The organism is Siphonobacter curvatus (assembly GCF_002943425.1).
GTDB lineage: Bacteria > Bacteroidota > Bacteroidia > Cytophagales > Spirosomataceae > Siphonobacter > Siphonobacter curvatus.
The window spans coordinates 37106-55510 of record NZ_PTRA01000010.1; the positions used below are offsets into that span (position 1 = coordinate 37106).

At 52.2% G+C, this 18405-nt stretch carries 18 protein-coding genes; 4 read left to right on the forward strand and 14 right to left on the reverse strand.

Translation table 11 applies throughout. The annotated features are described in order from the left end of the window. Positions 1-16: 16 nt before the first annotated feature. From traJ to C5O19_RS25075, 10 genes are all read right to left on the reverse strand, one after another. Complete coding sequence (gene traJ, locus C5O19_RS25030; protein WP_104716107.1) at positions 17-1084, reverse strand: conjugative transposon protein TraJ; 1068 nt, start codon at positions 1082-1084, stop codon at positions 17-19. After that, complete coding sequence (locus C5O19_RS25035; protein WP_104716108.1) at positions 1069-1683, reverse strand: hypothetical protein; 615 nt, start codon at positions 1681-1683, stop codon at positions 1069-1071. Before C5O19_RS25035 ends, traJ begins: the two co-directional genes overlap by 16 nt. A 4-nt stretch (positions 1684-1687) precedes the next feature. After that, positions 1688-2281 (reverse strand): hypothetical protein, encoded by a 594-nt coding sequence (locus C5O19_RS25040; protein WP_104716109.1) that lies wholly within the window; start codon positions 2279-2281, stop codon positions 1688-1690. Continuing rightward, the gene (locus C5O19_RS25045) at positions 2257-2940 is read right to left on the reverse strand and encodes a conjugal transfer protein TraI (protein WP_104716110.1); all 684 of its coding nucleotides are present in this window, start codon (positions 2938-2940) and stop codon (positions 2257-2259) included. Before C5O19_RS25045 ends, C5O19_RS25040 begins: the two co-directional genes overlap by 25 nt. Further along, complete coding sequence (locus C5O19_RS25050) at positions 2937-5417, reverse strand: TraG family conjugative transposon ATPase (RefSeq protein ID WP_104716111.1); 2481 nt, start codon at positions 5415-5417, stop codon at positions 2937-2939. Before C5O19_RS25050 ends, C5O19_RS25045 begins: the two co-directional genes overlap by 4 nt. Further along, complete coding sequence (locus tag C5O19_RS26580) at positions 5398-5733, reverse strand: DUF4133 domain-containing protein (RefSeq protein ID WP_104716112.1); 336 nt, start codon at positions 5731-5733, stop codon at positions 5398-5400. Before C5O19_RS26580 ends, C5O19_RS25050 begins: the two co-directional genes overlap by 20 nt. Before the next feature lie 18 nt (positions 5734-5751). Then, positions 5752-5886 (reverse strand): DUF4134 family protein, encoded by a 135-nt coding sequence (locus C5O19_RS25060; protein ID WP_449441380.1) that lies wholly within the window; start codon positions 5884-5886, stop codon positions 5752-5754. Positions 5887-5947: 61 nt separating this feature from the next. Then, positions 5948-7219 carry a group II intron reverse transcriptase/maturase gene (gene ltrA, locus C5O19_RS25065; RefSeq protein WP_104716113.1) on the reverse strand — a complete coding sequence of 424 codons (1272 nt, stop codon included), beginning with the start codon at positions 7217-7219 and terminating at the stop codon, positions 5948-5950. Positions 7220-7740: 521 nt separating this feature from the next. Continuing rightward, a complete protein-coding gene (locus C5O19_RS25070; RefSeq protein WP_104716114.1) occupies positions 7741-7977 on the reverse strand; it encodes a DUF4134 family protein in 237 nt (78 codons plus the stop codon). Between the two features lie 93 nt (positions 7978-8070). After that, positions 8071-8499, reverse strand: coding sequence for a hypothetical protein (locus tag C5O19_RS25075; RefSeq protein WP_104716115.1), 429 nt, complete (start codon positions 8497-8499; stop codon positions 8071-8073). A gap of 778 nt (positions 8500-9277) precedes the next feature. Between C5O19_RS25075 and C5O19_RS25080 the strand changes: the two genes are divergently transcribed. Together C5O19_RS25080 and C5O19_RS25090 are read left to right on the forward strand one after the other, a co-directional pair. Next, positions 9278-9664: a response regulator gene (locus C5O19_RS25080; protein WP_104716116.1), complete on the forward strand. Its 387-nt coding sequence runs from the start codon at positions 9278-9280 to the stop codon at positions 9662-9664. 874 nt (positions 9665-10538) lie between these two features. After that, on the forward strand, positions 10539-11309 hold the full coding sequence (locus C5O19_RS25090; protein ID WP_104716118.1) for a LuxR C-terminal-related transcriptional regulator: 771 nt from the start codon (positions 10539-10541) through the stop codon (positions 11307-11309). Between the two features lie 114 nt (positions 11310-11423). Here C5O19_RS25090 and C5O19_RS25095 read toward each other — a convergent pair whose 3' ends face one another. Further along, positions 11424-13433: a hypothetical protein gene (locus C5O19_RS25095; RefSeq protein WP_104716119.1), complete on the reverse strand. Its 2010-nt coding sequence runs from the start codon at positions 13431-13433 to the stop codon at positions 11424-11426. 11 nt (positions 13434-13444) lie between these two features. After that, positions 13445-14116, reverse strand: coding sequence for an outer membrane beta-barrel protein (locus C5O19_RS25100; RefSeq protein ID WP_104716120.1), 672 nt, complete (start codon positions 14114-14116; stop codon positions 13445-13447). Between the two features lie 183 nt (positions 14117-14299). Here C5O19_RS25100 and C5O19_RS25105 point away from each other — a divergent pair, with 183 nt between their 5' ends. Together C5O19_RS25105 and C5O19_RS25110 are read left to right on the forward strand one after the other, a co-directional pair. Then, on the forward strand, positions 14300-15070 hold the full coding sequence (locus tag C5O19_RS25105; RefSeq protein ID WP_104716121.1) for a helix-turn-helix transcriptional regulator: 771 nt from the start codon (positions 14300-14302) through the stop codon (positions 15068-15070). A 216-nt stretch (positions 15071-15286) separates the two neighbouring features. Then, positions 15287-15907: a hypothetical protein gene (locus C5O19_RS25110; RefSeq protein ID WP_104716122.1), complete on the forward strand. Its 621-nt coding sequence runs from the start codon at positions 15287-15289 to the stop codon at positions 15905-15907. Positions 15908-15948: 41 nt separating this feature from the next. Here the strand turns inward: C5O19_RS25110 and C5O19_RS25115 are convergent, their stop codons facing one another. Both C5O19_RS25115 and C5O19_RS25120 read right to left on the reverse strand, forming a co-directional pair. Then, positions 15949-17112, reverse strand: a complete 1164-nt coding sequence (locus tag C5O19_RS25115; protein ID WP_104716123.1) for a hypothetical protein — start codon at positions 17110-17112, stop codon at positions 15949-15951. Between the two features lie 291 nt (positions 17113-17403). Next, positions 17404-17799, reverse strand: a complete 396-nt coding sequence (locus tag C5O19_RS25120) for a hypothetical protein (protein WP_104716124.1) — start codon at positions 17797-17799, stop codon at positions 17404-17406. Positions 17800-18405: the final 606 nt, after the last annotated feature.

Below are 18405 nucleotides of genomic sequence, written 5' to 3' on the forward strand. Positions count from 1 at the left end.
GAACAATTCGACCGACTTAACTGCGGTCCGTTTTGGAGGAAGCAAGCAGAGCCTGAATCCCGGATGCCGTCCTACTCAGGTATTGCGTCACCCGCATTTGCAGGATCTGGCTGCCACTACTCTGTACGAGGTAGCTGGCTACTGAGGGTACGGCCACATAGCCCAGGATGCCCATGAGTAAAAAGATTAAATACGCCGAATCGGCGGGGCTAAAAAAGGTATCGCCCGTGCTGTCAATCTGTTGCAAATCCAGTTTAAGCAGGTTCTCCTGAATTTTGCCGATGATGCTCCCAAAGAGATTGGCCACCGGCAACCACAAATACACCTGCACATAGCGCGCCAGCCAGGCCGTCAGGGTCGCTTGAAAGCCATCAAAAATGGCGATTCCAAACACCAGGGGTCCCAGAATCGCCAGGACAATCAGCGTAAACGTGCGAATCGTATTGATGCACAGGGCGGCCGCTTCAAAAAGCAGCTGCAATATTTCGCTCATCCATTCTTTGACCGAGTTGCGGAAGCGGTAGGCCGCTTTGGCCATCGCAAATTCCACGTCATGCCCGAGGCTTTCCAAGGGCCCCTCCCCTAGGGCTTCGTGCGTGTACTCAAACCAGCGGTCGCGGTCGCCTTCCCCACTCAGCCCGACGTACATTTGCCAGGTATCGGTTTGTTCCAGGGCTTTTTGCTTCCGCTCGAGCAAGGTCTCAATGGCCTGATTGGAGCGGGTGACCATCCCCTCGGTAACGGTGGTGACGGGTTTGAGCAGGCCATTGATCAGCGCCAGCACACTGGGATAAGCTACAATGCAGAAGCCCAGGGCAAAGGGGCGCAGCAGGGGAAACAGGTCCACGGGTTCGGCGGCGGCCAAATGTCGCCATACCCGTACGGCGATGTAAAACAGGGCGGCAAAACTCCCCAGCCCCCGGGCTACGCCCGTGAGTTGACTACAGAGGGGAATCATCTCATCGTAAATCTGGGCGAGTACGGCATGCAGACTCGCCGCCGTTTGGGCCTGACTCCCCAGGGGCAGCAGCACGAGCGCGCCCGTGAGCAGCCAAGAAGATCGAAAGGTTACGGGTGGTACCATTGGAACAAGCGTTGGATTTGCTGGGTTTCTCGCCGGCGGCTCAGGGCTAACACGGCCACCTGCCCTTTGAATTGCCGCAGAAAGACGAGCTGCGCCTGCCCCCTTTCAAACAGGCGATCAATGGCCGCGAGGCGTTCCTGATCCGACATGCGCAGTTGCTGAGCCGTCAGCACCAGGGTGAGACTCTCGAGGTTTTTGAAGCTTTCTTCGTAGAGTCGGGTATACACCCGGCCTACGTAGGCCCGTTCCGAAGCAGTGATGCCCGGACCGAGTTGCGCCCGAGCGGTTTGCATTTCGGATAGCAACTGGCGTTGCTGCGAAAGGAGCTGGGCCACGCGGGCGTAGTTTTGCACGGCCGGGCTTACCTCAAGCAGCTGGTTTAAGAAAGCTTCGTGTAGTTTAAAATTTCCCTGGGCCAGGTTCTTAATGGTAGTATATCCGGATTCCAGCAAGGTGTACCCCCGCTCCAAGTCGCTGAGGATTTCTTTGAGTTGAGCGAGTTTTTCCACATTGAGTAGCAGTTGCTGTATTTCATCGCTTTGCGCCTGCAGGGAACCACTTCCCAGGCCCAGCAATAGGGTTACCCAAAGTTTTTTCATCGCGTTAGGGGTTATACCAGCGGCGCTGGTGGGTGAGGACAAGCCGGCTGCGGCTTTGCTGCCGGCCCAACCCTTGCGCGTCCAGCCAGAGCGCCCGATGGGTGGCCCGGAGCGAGCGCCACTCGGTGAGCAGCGCCTGTCTCCGCTGCCAGCGGGCCTGGTCGCTTAAGGTGTAGTGGGAGGCGGTAGCCAGGGCTTGCGCCTCCTGCATGAGCTGGTCCGCCTGCCTGCGCAGCTGTGCGTCCACCGCGCGCAGGTAAGCGGCCTGCCGCAAGGGCAAGCGGGGTTCAGCCGCCGGCGCGACCAGGGCACTAAGCGCGGGCACCGGCACCGCCGGATTAATCGCCGCTTGCCGCGCGTAGTGGTCCTGGTGCTGGGACTGGTCCCGCCCGCTGATCCGCCCCCAGAGGGAAAGTCCCTGCCGAGCTACGGCGTAGCCTTCCTGGAGTATTTGCCCATACGTCCGGACGGCTACGATTTGCTCGATGAGGTACTTTTTCTGGGTTTGCTTTTGCTGCAGCCATTCTTCCGGCAGTTGCCCAGCCGCGCCGGGCGCGACGGCCAGCAGCGTCGTTACGGCAAGGAGGATCCGTACCATCGGCGTAAGGCTTCGCGTTCCCGCTGGGAGTGCGCCCGCCCCAGCCGGATTTCCAGGTTCTGTTGATTAAAACGCAGCAGGTCTTCGTAGTTTTTCTCCACTGCATCAGCCGCCGCTTCAATCAGCGCCAGGCGCTCGGCATCGGTCATGCGGGTGCGAAAGGATTCCACCACCAGTAACAGGCGCTGCATGTTTTCCCCGCTAGCTTGCAGAATGCCCCGGTACACCCGGTTCATATGCGCCCGCTCGTTCGGCGTGAAGGTGGGATCCTGCTGCAACTGCGTCCAGGTCCGCTGGTAGAGCGCTTCCAGGGCGTAGTAACGCAGCGAAACCGCCCGAATCCGGTGAAAGAAGGCCAGGGTTTGTTTGACCCGAGCGAGTTCCTCAAAGTAATCCGCGTAGAGTTTGCGGTGCTGCTCGAGCCAGTCGGCAATTTGCTCGAGTTTGAGCTTGGCCATGGTATTCTCCAGCGCCTTCTGCGCATTTTGCAACCAGATGACCTTGTTCTGCTCCCGCTGAATGACTAAATCCGCGGCTTTGATGACCTTGACGATGGCCTGCTTGATGATTTCGGCCAGGGGCAGAGCCGCCTGGACCGATGGGCGGGGACCCGCCAGGCATAGGCCCAGCGTCAAGAGAAGTACACGTGCGGTTTTCATGGGCTTTCAAGGGTAGTAGAGTCACGCCGTTCCGCGGCTAACATCGCTAGGCCCTGCTGAAAGCTGCCGTAGCGCCGGGCGTAAGCCGTCACCTGCATTTTTTCGCGCTCCTCCGTCGTGTAGCACAAGTACTCGGTCGGCGATACCTGTACGCGGTAGACGTTGGACCACTCACTGCCCAGGCTAATGAACACTTCCTTGTAGGATTCGCCGGCAGCGCGGGCTTTGTTGAGGGACATGACCTGCGCCTTTTGCTTTTCGGTTAAGCCCAGCAGTTGCTGGAGTTGCTCCATCTTCGGGGCCTGTTTGAATTGGCCCAGAAGAATTTTACAATCCGCATTGGCCAGGATCGCTTGCTTGACGATTGGACTTGAGATGATGTCATCAATTTCCTGGGTAACCACAATTGCCTCCCCAAAGGATTTGCGCACGGTTTTAAAGACGTAGCGAATGTATTCCCCCATTCCTTCGCGGGCAATGGCCTTCCAGGCTTCCTCAATGAGCAGTATTTTCCGGACGCCCTGGAGTTCCAGCTTTTTCATAAAGACCTCCATAATCATCAGCGTGACCACGGGCAAAAGAATCCGGTGATCCTGAATCTGCGAGAGCTCGAAAATGATGAGCCGCTGCTCCACCAGATCCAATTGGGTTTCGGCGTTGAGCAGGTAGTCAAACTCCCCTCCTTGGTAAAAGGGCCGCAAGACGTAGAGCAGGTTGTCGAGATCAAACGCCTGGGTTTGTTGCACCGGATCGTTTTTCACCTGGCTGGCGTATTCGACAAACAAGTATTCGTAAAAACGATTAAAACAGGGAAATACGTCCGGATGCGCCGCCTGCCAACGGGCATAGCCCCGCAGCGCACTCGATAGTCCAGTGTACTCACTCGGGGTTAACTCGGAATGCTGTTTTTTCCAAAGCGCCCCCAGCAATCCTTTCAGCAGTTCCATTTTTGCCGGTTCCCAGGGCTGGCCCGGCTCGCCGTAAAAGGGATTAAACGCCAGGGGCGCCTGGGAGGTATACGTAAAATAGTAGCCCTGTACCAGTTCACACAGCCCCGCATAGCTATGGCCAATATCGACTAACACAATGTGTGCCCCTTGCTCATAGTAACTGCGTACCAAGTGATTGGTAAAAAACGATTTGCCGCTCCCACTCGGGCCCACAATAAACTTGTTTCGGTTGTCAATATGGCCCTGCTCCCGCGGCTCATCGCTCAGGTCTACGTGCAGCGGGTAGCCCGTCAGCCGCTCGCCCAAACGTAGGCCGACCGGACTCAGCGACGTGCGGGTACTGCGTTCGAGCATCAGCCAGCAAGCAACGGGCTCCAGCAGGGTTTGTACGGTTTCCTCCCGGGGAAGCTCGGCCGCATTGCCCGGCAGTCCCGCCCAGAACAGTTGCGCTTCGATCACGGTTTCTTCTTTGGCCACGGCCTCCAGCCGCTGAAAGGCGGCGACCACCTGGGGCTTGATGGCCTGTAATTCGGCCTCGGTAGGGGCCCAGCAAAGCACATTGATGTGGGCTTTGACCGGACGGCGGCCCTGGGCAAAGGCTTCGTCTAAAAAGGCCTGTACCGATGCATAGGTTCGTTGATTTTCCCGGGAATGCTGTGAAAGCGCCTGTAAACGAAGACGCTGCTGTTCCCAGCCCTGAAGCACCTGCGCATCCGACTCCAGCACTAGGTATTGGTTGTAAATGTGGTTGCAGGGCAGCAGTTGGCCCAGTACACTACTTAAGCCCGTAGCCACGGGTGCCTTTTCCGACGAATAGGCTTCCAAGGGCCGGCTTACGCCACAAAGGGTGGGCCAACTGGCCGCCTCGGCTAGGGTATACACACAGGTAGCCTGACTACCCACGCGGAGTTTGGGCTTTAAGGTGACCTCCTTAATCTGCGGCGCATCCGAAGCCCCGGCTAGGTGCCAATACCGCTCCACGAGCCCTGGTCGATGGGCCGTAGACCAGTAGTCGTCCCGGGTCAACTTTCGCAAGCGCAGCCAACCACTTTGCTCCAATTCATGCCTAAACTGCTGTACGCTTTGCTCGAAAGCGCTTAGGGCTTCAGCATCTAGGGTCTGCTGGGGCAGTAAAGAAGGTTTAAGCAAGGTATTCCAGAGCGAGGTGGCCGCTCGCCGCTGGCGGGGTTTACACGTGATATACAAATAACACTCCTGGGCGAGATACGGCCGGCCGGCAAAGAAGCGATCACTGCTGCGGCTAAGAAAACTAGGCGTTTGGGTCGGGGCGGGCAGGGAAACCTGCTCCCTTACAAACCAATCCTGCTTGTGTAGCAGGCAGCCGGCGGGAAGGCCTTTAATCGCTTTTACCCAGCTTTGGTGCAAAGTCTCATAATCCCTTGCATCCATTGAAAAGAGCTCGGGCAACTCCACTTGAAAGCCAAGGGTGACGTCCCCCTGTTTGGAAAGCAGCACATCCTCTTCAACATCCAATAAGGGATAGCATTCATTCAGGTCTTTTCTCATGGTTCATTGGCATGAATAGGGTACGGGAAGTCAGTGAAAGATGAGACGGCAGCTGGCGGCGGGCCCAGAATTTAAGCAAGCCCTGCGCCCCGTACCGCTGACTCCAGCGGTGCAGCAGGTAGGCCCAGCCGCCGCCCAGACCGCCTACCAGACTCACACACCCCAGAGCTGGCAGGCCCAGCGCGTAGAGCAGAACAAAGCTTAAAAACAGGCCGATCAGACTCAGCACCAGATAGAGCAGATACTGCGCTTTAAACCCATAAAGCTCAACGGGGCGATTTATGCCCTGATGCGTAGCGTAGGAACGGTTCGTCATCGTCTATACCGGTATGAACTATACGCCGAAAAACGATTTAATAACCGTAGCCACGACGACCAGAAAAACGCAACTACCAAACCAGGCCGCAGCCACTTTGTTGGTGTCCTGATCACCGGAATTCCACTTTTGAATCGAGTAGGTAAGGGGAATCGCACCCCAAACCTCTCACAGAACCGTGCGTGAACGTCTCCGCTCACACGGCTCTTCTTATTCAGCCAACTGCCCGTTGCTTGCGATTACGCAGACTTGCAGTGGGTTTGACCCCATAAGACCAGTGGGCAAACAAGTGGGGTTTGGTCAAACAGATGTCCCCCAGCCTATGAATAGCACGTGTCTTATGCTTTCTAAACCCTTTGAACTTATTGCGAATCCAACGAGACAACTTCATGTTTATGCGCATGAGCACTTCTTTCAGTACTCGTGGGTTGTACTTGCCATAGTAGTTGATCCACCCCTGAATGATAGGATTGATCTTGTCTGCGATTTGCTCCAGGGTGAGATAGTTCCAGTAGTGCTGGTTCCAGTCCCTGATGGTGCTCCAGATTTTCGTCCTTGCCGTCTTACTGATGGCCGGTGAGAAATTCAGGAATACTACGCCGTGCGCGTCGATAGACCTTCTGGGCTTGAAGGTGTAACCAAGGAAATCGAACTGGATCGTATCGTATTCGATGTCACGATGGTTCTTCTTACAGTACACAATCGTTGTCGCATTGAGTTCCAGCTTGCAATCCGCCAAACGCTGCTTAATCAGGCGTTGGATGAATTGGGCTTGTTTCAGACTTACACAGTGCACCAGGATCTCATCGGCGTACCGCTCGAATGAGAGGTTAGAATGATTTATTTTCATCCATTCGTCGAATACATAGTGCAAGAACAGGTTTGCCAGTATCGGCCCAAGGACCGAACCTTGTGGTACTCCTTTGGTTCTTTGCACGTGTCTCCCCGCGGCTAACCGGTAAGGAACCATTAACCAACGTTTGATGTACAACATCGCCCACTGGCAGGTCACGTGCCTTTCGAGGGCTTTGATGAGAAGCGTATGGTCTATGTTATCGAAGAACTCCTTGAGGTCAAGGTCAACCACCCAATGAAACAGGTAAGCGCGATCTTTCGCTTTTCCCAGGGCCTGGTGTGCTGATTTGTTCTTCCGATACGCATAGGAATCTTCATGGAAGTGTGGTTCTATCTCAGGCTCTATGGTCATCACGACCACCATCTGAGCCACACGATCCTCAACCGTTGGAATCCCAAAAGGTATTTTACCACCACCGGTTTTCGGTATTTCTACCCATTGTACCGGATCAGGCAGGTAACAGCCAGAACTCATGCGGTTCCAGATTTTATAGAGGTTGTCGCTGCGCTTTTGCTCAAAGTCCCGTATCGATGCAGCATCGATCCCCGCTGCGCCCTGATTGGCCTTTACCTGCTGGTAAGCTTCCCTGACAAGCTGTTGCTTAATTTCAAATGGCTTTGCGTCTTTCATTTCAAATCCTCCTAATTCTTCATTAGTTGTTTGAATTAAATTCGCTGAATAAGTCAGTCCCTTCGCTCTACTTCCATTACAGAAGCTTCCACGCTACTACAGACTGATCTGTCCCTGTGCGGGGCATCGGTACGCTCATTCTTACAGGATCTCTGCTTGAATTTCTCCCTTAGCATCCCCACGACAGGTTCCCGTGTTCCTTGTAAAAGCCTCTATGCAACTCGTGCCGTCTCTATACCGGATGCCGCCAAAGCAGTAAGCAGGTTTCCCTCTGGCTTATCCCGAACCAAGTTTTGGAGTTCGGTTTTGACATCGTCTTCTGTATTTCGGTACCTCCTCAACGGTTCACTTGTGTTCACCTTTTGCATAGTCACCTGCCGGAATCTAGTCCGACTTTTCACGTATCGCTCACGACCAAAGCTCTTAACTAAAGCCGCATACGCTGGTTTGAAACCTCCTCCTGTAAGGCGGTTCCGAGGGGCCTACCCTCATCTTCTACAAAGCACCGGCGTTGTTGTTATTCAGGCAACAACACCGTTCACGGCACACAAAACTTTTACTGCGCCAATCAGCCCCAGAATGGCGCCTACGGCGTACATGAGTTGGGTACCGGAGTCAAAATACCCCCGGACCAGGGTATTGGCTTCTTCAATGCCGGAGTTGCCGTCTTGCGCATAGGTACGCAGGCTCAACAATAGACAGGCACTGAGGAGGGCAAAGGGCCGGGCCGCTTGCCGGGTCATCCACGTAGTTTTCATTGGAGAAAGGGATTAAGGTGAAAAAAAGAAAAACTCGTCGGCTTTAAAGGCACCCACCCCGTCAACCAGGGAGGCGGGGCCTTTAAAGGAGCTTTATCCGATCGCCTCCCAAAGGTTTGCTTGCTCGGTAGCATTGAGGGGGATAAAGCCCGTACGTTGGTAGGCTTCGTTAATGACTCCGTAGATGAAGCGCTGAAAGGGCTCGGACTTCAGTTCCGGATACCGCTGTAGCACTTGCTGCAGATAGGCAAAAAGAGCCTGTGGACTTTGCTCAGCCAGGGATGCCTGCTGCACCCCGTGGGTAATTTCACTGGTCAACATCACCAGGCTTTGCAGCCGGGCATCCAATTCCGGGGTTGGGGGCGCTAGCTCCGGGGATGGGGGCTGCGGGAATGACTGGTCCGATCGGGGACTAGGGCGTTTAAGTCCACCGGCATAGCGCCAAAACCACCAGCCATAATAGAGAATCAGGCCCCCACTCAGTGCTTGGGCATAGCTAGCCCAGGATATCATTTTCAGCATAGGACCTTGAAGTTGCTTTGGTTTCAAGTCATTTAAAAAGCTTGAAACAAAGCAAGGCAATAGCTGAAACGCTTGGGGATACAATTTTGCTGTATCTCTGCTGTATCTATTGATAATCAGACGATTATTTTTATTTCCAATAATAAAAGATACAAGTCTGAGCTAGTAAAAGTGGCTAGCAAAGAAGGCTCCCCTTACCAACATGGACTTAATTTTTAAAAAAATTGATGAAGACACTTTCGGCGCATTTATCTTATCATTTGTCAGTTTAATCTTTAGAAAATGTCTTTTCAAAAAATTAACTCTATTCACTATACGCACATATAATTATTTTTATTAATTTTATAGCATAAATCAGTACCAACCTACGTTTTAAGCTATTGCTCCAGCCCTTTGTTATCGGGACACGTCTTTTTTGACCCTAGCAAAAAGGAGCCGAACTAGTCAGCCGCTACTGACTAGTTTTTTTTAGGGTACTCTTTAAGGGAAGAAGCCCGGTTTTCTGAGGCGTCTTTGGCCGCCTGAGTAGTTTTGATTAAGCGTTTTTTAAAATTCAATGGTCCGTTGACCTAGCGTTAAATTTTAGGCTTTTAAACGATACAAGCGAAGGCTTCATTACTTACCTTTACCCTAGCCCCTGCGTTATCCCCTGACGCTGAGGATCATTCCTTTGGATTGCCGCCTCGCTGGGGCTTTCTATTACTGCGTAGCGCTTTCTTACGTTTAGTCCCCTTTCGCTTGTTTCGAGTCTTTTCACCACCTACCGTCATGTATCCTTATGCACACGTTTCCTTTGGTATTAATTGTAGACGACGATGAAGATGATCAGGAATTCTTAAAGATTGTCGCTGAACAATCGGCGTTTCCCGGTCAACTACTCTTTGCTCAGGATGGCCGGCAGGCCTTGGAGCTGCTGGCCTCTCAACAGCCCGATCTGGTTATTTCCGACGTCAACATGCCCCGCATGAACGGATTGGAGCTCTTAGCGCACCTAAAGACATCTACGCAGTGGCAACAAATCCCCTTTATTTTGCTCACAACGAATGGAAGCCAGGAAGCCAGCGAACGAGCTTACGCGCAGGGAGTTACTCAGTTTTTAAGTAAGCCCAGTTCGCAGACCGAACTCGCGCAACTCTGGAAGCAACTCACGCACGCCTACTGCTAAGCACGAGCGGATTCAGCCCTTGCCAAGCATTTCCCTAAGCACCCCTTATGCTGAAAAGTAAGCCCCAAACTAGGGGCTTCTGGTGTAGTCTTAACGCCTGTACCCCAGAAAGTCGTTTGGTCCTTCTTTAGGCACAAAAGCCTCTTCTGAAGCAAAACTCCTGTATAGCGTAGCCGGACTCCTACCCTTTTATAAAAAAACGGTCCTGGCTTTAGTCCTGGTCTGAGGGCACCGTAAAAAAGCTACGCTAGCTGGGGCCCCTGGGGACTCCTCTGCCGGCTCGTTTACCGTAGGCATGCGGCGTAGAAGGACTTTCGGGGAAAACAAAGGACAGCGTCTTTTAGGAGCGCATACGCCTACTTTTTAAGTGTATTAAACCATTCAAGGGTGCGTCATAGATGACTTCCGTGGGTACCTGATAGCCGTTGGGAATGCGCGTAAGCTGCGTGGTAGAGGCGCCCAGGCTCAGCATCGACTTTACGACTTCGGCCGTATCTAAATAGGCCATGTATTCGTCCTGATCGCTGTGCAATAAATGCAAAGGCGTTTTTGGAGCCAGCCCGTTAGATCATTGTCGGCCAGGGCTTTGCCAATCTCCGAGTCGGGATTCTGCACATCCGCCTTATACTAATCCGTACAGATCCCGTGAAAACTTTCGGTAATCAGCTGCGCCTCCGTAGGCCGGTTCCAAATCCGCTCCGCATAGGGTGCGTTGACTTACACATGCGCAGGTAACCGAATACCTTTCATGAGCACGAAAGACTTTTACTAGGGATCGTTCTGCTACAGTTTATGTTAGCCGTCATCCCTTGTTTTTACGGGTAATCATTTATATTTCTTCTTTCAAACTTACCCTATTCTTACTACCACACTAATGAACTCAATCGCACTCACGGAAGCAAAGAAATTTTGGAAAAAAGCTACGCAGTACAAGCAGGCGCCGGACCTGGATCTGGAAACGGAACTGCTGGTCCACCAGCGGATTCTTACGCTTTTTCACGTAGGCCCCTACTATTACTTTATCTTTAATTTAACCAATAGCCAGGTTGAATACACCAGTGAATCGATACGCGAAGTACTGGGCTGCGCGCCGGAGGACTTTGGCCCCCCCTTTACCCTAGCTCAGATCCATCCTGAAGATCTATCCTACTTTCTGAACTTTGAGCACACGGCCGTTGACTTTTTCGGTCAACTACCGCCCGAGCAGATTCGCCGCTACAAGGTTAGTTATGATTACCGCATTAAACGAAGGGATGGTCAGTACATCCGTTTACTCCATCAACTCGTCACCCTGCAAGGGGATGAAGAAGGGAGTGTACTCCGCAGCTTAGGTATTCATACGGATATCACCTCTTTTAAAAAGGAGGGAAAGCCCATGCTTTCTTTTATCGATTTAGAAGGCGACGACTCCTTTATCAATGTAACGCCCATGGAAGTGTTTGCTCCGGTTAAGCCCGTCTTGACTCAACGCGAAAAGCAGGTGCTTCGGGCCCTGATGAACGGCATGGCCAGTAAACAGGTAGCCGGCTATTTATCGATTGCCAAAGAAACCGTAGACCGACACCGCAAAAACATGCTGGCCAAAACCAGCACTAGCTCGACGGCCGAACTCATCAGTAAAGCCGTTAATGAAGGCTGGTTATAAGACATTGCTAGAAAAAGCCTAGGTTTGCTCCCCCGCGGGGCATTCCAAAGGCTTTTTCAGACGTTTGCAAGGCGGCACAAACGCTTTTCGCAAAAGCGGCACCCGGGTAATTAGTTAATAACTACAATTTGATTTTTCCGTAACGTTGATTCGGATGCTGTACATGTCGTAATCACGCAGGTAATAGGTGCTGGCCGCCACATCTACCTTTGAAGAACTCACCAGATTATCCGTTTTATCACTGATCTGAGCCAGATCCGATTTTAAGGGAACGGAAATGGCAAAGTCGGGACTGATATACAAGCGTTGCGTAAAGTTGCCGGCCGATAGCCAAACGATGGAATTAACGGGTAGGTAAAACCATACCTTGCCATCGATCATGGTGGCGTATGAGCGGCCGTAGGTTCGACCACAGCCGTAATCCACACCGGTGTTCTGATAATCGATCCAAAGGGTACCATTGGGCTTAGCACTTAGCTTATTGGGGCAGTTATAGGTCACGTCCACTTCGACGAAGGCCATGGCTGCATTGGTATACTGCGGCAACGTCGAGCTAGGCTTACCTGTCACGCTTACCGTCAGGGCCGGGCTCGCCGTAAAAGCCTTTTCACTAAGCACCTTGCGCGCACAGGTTCCCTGCCCTGAACTTTCGTACAGTACCGCCTTACACTTGAGGTTATTCGGCAGAATTACACTGTATTGCGTGGCCGTACCATAGAGGCTGATGTAGGGCAGACTTAAGCCAATGGGCAAATCCTGGCCAGGCTGTAGGTCAATGCCGTAGTCATAGCCCGGGAAGTAATAATTGGTGAGGCGGTCGCTTACCTCCCGAATGGGGGGACGGGTCAAGGTACCGTCGATGGTGACCAGCGACGCATTGACGTCAACGCTGGCCTGCAGACCACCCGCTAGTGGCGTCCGTGCGGTGGCACTAGCCAGCCCCCGGATCAGGAGCCGGTTATTTTCGGATTTTATTCGGACTTGATTTCCCGTTTTTTCGGCATCCTGCACACTAGAAATCATGCCTTTATAATCGTAGAGCAACAGATCCCCCGCTTTGACGGTCGCATTGGTGTTGGGATTGTAATTAGTAGATGGAATTTCCAGGCTTAGTTCACTTTGTCCCTGGAAGGTAACCACCTGATAGATTTTATACGTCCGGGTCACGGGCCTATCGTATTCCTGACACACCTCATGGTCTTTTTCCAGCGTTTGGGTAGCCGTTCCGTTTTTAATGACGGACCCCGCTTTCATGACTTCGCATTTGAAGTCTTTGACCAGGTAGGTCACCGTCGTATCCTTTAAAGGGGCCTGTATTTTCCAGTCCGCCCAAGCTATGTCTACCTTGCTTTTCAAGTCATTGGCCGAATTGGCGTATCCGTTCTGGTAATACTGATACGTATCATAGGTAATGAAAAACGAAGCATCCTTGGTAGCGAGTTGCTCTAAGGTCAGCCGCGTCGTATCGCTTTTATAGTTGACCCGGGTAGCTCCGCTCAAACGAAGCTTGGCCTGGTAGCCATTCCAGGTCTGGGGGCTGGCAATTTCGTAGTAGACGTTTTCATCGGCGAGGGTTTTGGGGCCACCCAACGTTTGGATTTGATCCGGCTGCGCGAATCTTTTGAGGGACTGGCGTAAGGGCACCTCCGCATAGACCACTTCCCGGGGTAATTTCGCTTTGGTGAACACGGGGGCAAAGAGCATCTGATAATCCGTACGCGAGGTCAAGGTAAAGTGATGGGTTTGACTGAGCACATCCGGACCCTCCAGCGTCACATCAATTTGCAACGGAGTCGCGGGCGTCGGATTGACTCCGGGTTTCAATGCAAAGGGCAAACGGCCTTGCGTAAACGTTAAGGTACGCAAGGTATTACCTTTTTCATCGGTGAGCTTACCCGCATCCCGACCCGTGATTCGGCCAATGATCAGACCCGGCAAGGGTTCCGAAGCCACGGCGTTGCTAAGTTTAATTTCCCCGACCCGGCCTAAGAAAGCCGTGCTTACGGTAAGATTAACTCCCTCAAAGGGGTTGAGTTGCTGACAACTGTTGAGCACAAGGCCCAGCAAAAGAAGGGCCAGGGGCCAGCGGCCCCGAGTGTAGATAAGCGAACTGATAAAGTGCATGGTGTGGGAGATTACAAAAGTTTAAAAGCCAAGTTGATATTCAGCACGGGCCAGAACCGCCAGTCTTCCATATTTTTCTGCACTATGGCTTGTTGACCGGCCATGGGTGTAAACAAATTCGTTCCGCTCAGATGCACCTTCGGCGCTTGCGTATAATAGGTACCCAGCTCCAGGCCTACGCTAAAGCGTTTACGAGGCAGCGCCCGGCCGATACCGATTCCCGCAAAGGGAACTACCTGCCCACTGTAATCGGCTTCAAAGGACATTGAACCCAGCTGTTCGGGCGTTAATTCCGTATCCCCATACACGTAACCCTGGTTCGGTTGAGCCGTCAAATGGGCCTTAGCCCCTAGGGTATAACCCACGCCTCCAAACACGCGAAACGCACTTTGAGCAAAGGGATGATAGTCTACCGATACGTTCACCGTAGACAAATTGATTTTCCCCTTCACGTTGACGGATTCATCGGAAATATCCAGGGAGCGATTTAAGTTGACGCCTAACCAGTTATACCCAGCTTTCAGCGTCACGTGCGGGCTAAGACCGTAAGCCAGTTTCGCGCCGGGGGTCGTGCCCAGATCCAGCACCAGGCCTAGTTTAGTGGAAGAGTGCTGTGCCAGGCAAGGGCAATAGTTCAGCAGAAGCAGGGCTAGTAAAGCCCCGCAAATGTACAGGTGTTTCATAGAGTGGCGGTATGGGTAAAACAGGGCCAAGACACGCGCCGGTCTTGGTTTTAATTGCAAAATAAGCCCGCGTCCTTCCCCAAGAAAATACCTATAAATGGCCAGACGCTCCTATAAATCTCCGGACAGGCTGGTAGCATTGCCTAACAATGAGTATTTTTCTTCCATGAAACTACTGAACCCATGACCTTACTTGCGTTTCAAGAAGCAAAAGAGATTTGGCAAAAAGCGGCCTATTATCAGGAAGCTAGCCCACTGGATTTAGCACTAGAACTACAAATCCACCGAAAACTGCTCAATGTTTTCCAGGTCGGTCCCTACTACTATTACTTTTTTAACGTATCTACCGGTGAAATCGAGCACACCAGTGATGCCGTTCAAAAGGTACTCGGCTGCCCGCCCGAGGCCTTTTCCGTGCCCTACGCCTTTTCGCACATGCACCCGGAAGACTTGCCTTATTTTATCCAGTTCGAACGTAAAGTAACTGAATTTTTCAGGCAGCTAACCCCTAGCCAGGCCCTGCAATACAAGGTAAGCTATGACTTTCGTATCCGGCGGACGAATGGTGTTTACATACGCATCCTTCATCAGGTGGTTACCCTGGAAGTAGGTGCTCCGGGTAGCGTGCTGCGGACTCTGGGGATTCATACCGACATTTCTGCCTTTAAACAGGCAGGCACGCCCACCCTATCTCTTATCGGCATGGAAGGCCAGCCCTCCTATTTAAACGTCGCCACGGATTCCGTAGGACTGCCGAGCAAACCGGTGCTGACGCTGCGGGAAAAGCAAGTGCTTTCGGCCATTATGCTCGGAAAAGCCAGTAAGCAAATCGCCGATCTTTTTTCGATTACCAAAGAAACGGTAGATCGGCATCGGAAGAATATGCTCGAAAAGACCCAGACGCATTCGACGGCTGAGCTGGTAGCCAAAGCCCTGCAAGAAGGCTGGGTATAAGGCGTTCCGGAAAATTTACCAGCGTTGCACTAGCACTACTTTTGCAAATTATTCCCATCTTTAAGCGCCTAAGTTAGGCTACGCTTTAACCCCCACACCCTTTATGCACCTGAACTCCCTGAACGTATTTCGGGCTCCTAGGCTTTATTCATTGCCCTAGGTAAGGCTAGCGTTGATCTGCCTTTGAAAAGCATTCGTTTAATCCGCCACAATTCTATGAAATTTCACTTCGGTTTCCTGCTCGCAGGAATCCTAACCGCGTGTACACCTGCCAAGGAGGTGACACCCGTCTTCCCGCGTTACTTTATCGGCGACAAAATTACCGTCACCCATCCGTTACGCTTACTACTGAAAGGGGGAGAAATTAAAGACCCTACCCTCATTCAGGCGTTCGTCAATCGCCAATCCCTGGGTTCGGTATTTTCGTTTGAAAATACGGCCATTCAGGGTGACACGGCCCTGTTCTTTGCTAGCCCTGATACCCTGCAGTTTAGCTTTGTAGCGGGTAAGCATACGGTCCAACAAACCGGTAAGGAATTTACCATCACTGGTCCCCAAACGTCCGATGAAGCGTATCCCGAAGAGCTCGAGCGTTACTTTACCACTAAAAGTCTGCGCGCGGGTGATACGGAGCCCGTGCAGCGGGTGTATAAAGCCTACGGCGATTACAATTACCTTGAGCTACCCGTACTCAGCTACTTTTTTAAAAGTAGTAAGGGGTATACCTATGGCGGCGGCCGGGCGTATACGGAGCTGGATGAATCCAGCGCCCGTAATCTGCCCGCCGGGGATACGCTGCTGGTAAAAGCCTACCGGTTAGGCGTAAAGGCCCAGTAAGCAGGGCTGGATAAGCAAGTTTATCCAGTCCTGCTGATCTATTACCAATAGCTTTCAATGGTCTTCATCAGGTCGTTGAGTATTTCCAGTAGTCGCTTTCTATCATATTCTTCCACTACGTAGGCGTTGCTACGGAGGCTTTGGGCCGAAACCTGCGCTTTTTGAGGCGTAGCGACATAGGGAGCCAGCCGCTTAAAGAGTCCGCTCAGAGAAGTAGCCTTGAGATACTTACGCTCAAAGGCTACTTTGAGCAGCAGGCCCAATTGAGTCACCGTAAGAGTGGTTTGCACGCTTTGATCAGCAGCCGGTTCGGACCAGTCGTCTGCTTGCTGCAACGCTCGTTTTTTTTCGAGGTAGTCGATTTCTTCGGCTAACCAGCGGCTCAGGAATTCACGCGGGGTTTCTAGGCCCGGGTACAAAGCTTCCGGCACTTGCTGGGGAAGCTGTTTGAGTTCCTTGGCCAGTTTCCATGTCCGGATCAGCTGCTCCTGCTCATCTTCGCTATCCGATACATACGCCTGCACCCAGCCCTGTACATACGAAAGGTAAAACGGCGGATTCACCTGAAAAGCCATCAAGTGCGCGTCCAGCCAGGAAAAGCCGCGTTCTGCGGCTTGCGCAGGGGGGCCTTGCTCAAGAGCGGTTAACAGGCGCTGCAGGTGCAGAACCTGCTGAAAGGTCAGGGGCTGTTGGCCGGATTCACGCATCACATACGCGTGTAGCGCTTTTATAAACCCCGCAACCAGGGCAGGATCACAGGCCTGGGCGAGTAGCTGGCCCTCGAGTTGTTGCAAACGGACTTGCTGCTGGGGCCGGGCCCGCTCTTGGTAAAGCTGAGGAATAGGCGTTTGTAAACTCAACTGGGCCGCATACCGGCTTTGTACAAAATGCAGGAGTGCGTCCAGACTCGATAGCGACTGCGCATAGAGTTGTTGCAGCTCCAAAGGCGTTGCTTCCTGACTTTTGGCTAGCGTAGTATCGTGTAAGGCAATGAGCGTGGCGTGATAGGTTTGCAGGCGCTGGTGACACTGGTCCCTGCTTTCTACCTGGAGCAAGTCGGCCTGGAGTGCCGCCGGAAAGCGTTCTTTTTCTTCTTGCAAAAGAGCTAAGGTTTGCTGGCGCTGCTGGGAAGTGAATTGAGCCACGCGCTGCAGTGGAAGCACGGCAAATGCTTCCGTTGCCCGTAGGGCATACGAGTGATCCATAACTTGGGAAGATTTAATGAACAATCGCATGCTCAGCCCGTGAGCTGAGCCTACGCAGGCTATGCGGCGAAAGCCTTGGTGTACGTCTGGTTAGGTGACTGGCCTAACGTTGGGAAAGCTTTCCTAACGAGTGCGACCTCCCGGAGTGAAGCTTTTCGAAGGTAGTAAAAAAGGCGAATCGCTCCTAGGGCTTACCGAAATCACGCTTGTTTTTCACTCAAGGCTGGAGTAATCTCCCTTTCACTAAGGGGGCTAAAGGTTCCGAAAGGGGACCTGCTCCTAGAGAACCCCCTAGATTGGTTGACTAAGCCTTAACCGGGTCCCTGATCCAACCAGCGCTATTCCCATGATAGCATAGCTGTAATGCAGGATTGATACCTCACGAATCATCCCCACTTGAACACTGATCCAGGCAATCAAGAGCAGACCTTGCCCTACTACGAAAAGGGGATAGTAGCGTCTTTTTTGAATCACGGTCCAGATCGTATACAGACTAGGCATTCCGTTTATGATCAATAGCCCGAGACCGGGGATTAGAAAAGTAGTAAAGGGGCTATGCCTTAGCAGGCCAAGCGGCAGTTGCAAGGCGCCACCACTGGGATCCATAATCAGCGCCAGCCCTCCCGCCAGGGCCGAAAGCCCATTGCCTAGCAAAAGAATAATAATCAGTGTACGAAGACCTTTCATAAACCGGCGCAAGATGTGTACGTTAGTCGAGCCCAGTGCTGTTTATCCTTAGGACCTCGGCTGATGTTTATCACTTAGACGTGGTATGGATGATCTCAGCCAGAGCGTACGAACGGTGATCAGTAGAGGGAGGCGATTACCCCAGCAAGGATTACTCACTTGTAGGAAAGGATTATTAAGTAATACCTCGCATGCCTTGCGAGGTATTACGTTAAAGGCTGGCGGGAATCGTTTCAGAGTGCTGTTGCTTGCGTTATGCTAGTTTATAAGTCTATTTAGGTTTTGGGCCCGTTCTTTGTAAGTCAACCAGCCCCCAACAGAGCCATTTTAGCCTCCTATCTTTTCTAAAGTAATGATCAAGAGTGGAATCGAATACTCATCCTTACGGCTATCCATTCGCAGACCGGCTCAGTCCGAGCTAATTCGGTACGTACCTGGGAGGAGTCCAGAAATATTTTCTTTTAGACGCCGACAAAGCTGACAAATGTTAATTAATCAACTCCGTTGCTAAAATTGGCGCCTGTTTTCTTTTAGAAGCATGTTTTAAAGAATTAATATTGTTTACATAAAAGCCGTTGTATTCCCCCAACGTTGCTTTTACCGCCA

Coding starts and splice junctions, on each gene's coding strand:
- traJ (WP_104716107.1), bottom strand. CDS start 1,084: ATGGTACCACCCGTAACCTTTCGATCTTCTTGGCTGCTCACGGGCGCG.
- C5O19_RS25035 (WP_104716108.1), bottom strand. CDS start 1,683: ATGAAAAAACTTTGGGTAACCCTATTGCTGGGCCTGGGAAGTGGTTCC.
- C5O19_RS25040 (WP_104716109.1), bottom strand. CDS start 2,281: ATGGTACGGATCCTCCTTGCCGTAACGACGCTGCTGGCCGTCGCGCCC.
- C5O19_RS25045 (WP_104716110.1), bottom strand. CDS start 2,940: ATGAAAACCGCACGTGTACTTCTCTTGACGCTGGGCCTATGCCTGGCG.
- C5O19_RS25050 (WP_104716111.1), bottom strand. CDS start 5,417: ATGAGAAAAGACCTGAATGAATGCTATCCCTTATTGGATGTTGAAGAG.
- C5O19_RS26580 (WP_104716112.1), bottom strand. CDS start 5,733: ATGACGAACCGTTCCTACGCTACGCATCAGGGCATAAATCGCCCCGTT.
- ltrA (WP_104716113.1), bottom strand. CDS start 7,219: ATGAAAGACGCAAAGCCATTTGAAATTAAGCAACAGCTTGTCAGGGAA.
- C5O19_RS25070 (WP_104716114.1), bottom strand. CDS start 7,977: ATGAAAACTACGTGGATGACCCGGCAAGCGGCCCGGCCCTTTGCCCTC.
- C5O19_RS25075 (WP_104716115.1), bottom strand. CDS start 8,499: ATGCTGAAAATGATATCCTGGGCTAGCTATGCCCAAGCACTGAGTGGG.
- C5O19_RS25080 (WP_104716116.1), top strand. CDS start 9,278: ATGCACACGTTTCCTTTGGTATTAATTGTAGACGACGATGAAGATGAT.
- C5O19_RS25090 (WP_104716118.1), top strand. CDS start 10,539: ATGAACTCAATCGCACTCACGGAAGCAAAGAAATTTTGGAAAAAAGCT.
- C5O19_RS25095 (WP_104716119.1), bottom strand. CDS start 13,433: ATGCACTTTATCAGTTCGCTTATCTACACTCGGGGCCGCTGGCCCCTG.
- C5O19_RS25100 (WP_104716120.1), bottom strand. CDS start 14,116: ATGAAACACCTGTACATTTGCGGGGCTTTACTAGCCCTGCTTCTGCTG.
- C5O19_RS25105 (WP_104716121.1), top strand. CDS start 14,300: ATGACCTTACTTGCGTTTCAAGAAGCAAAAGAGATTTGGCAAAAAGCG.
- C5O19_RS25110 (WP_104716122.1), top strand. CDS start 15,287: ATGAAATTTCACTTCGGTTTCCTGCTCGCAGGAATCCTAACCGCGTGT.
- C5O19_RS25115 (WP_104716123.1), bottom strand. CDS start 17,112: ATGGATCACTCGTATGCCCTACGGGCAACGGAAGCATTTGCCGTGCTT.
- C5O19_RS25120 (WP_104716124.1), bottom strand. CDS start 17,799: ATGAAAGGTCTTCGTACACTGATTATTATTCTTTTGCTAGGCAATGGG.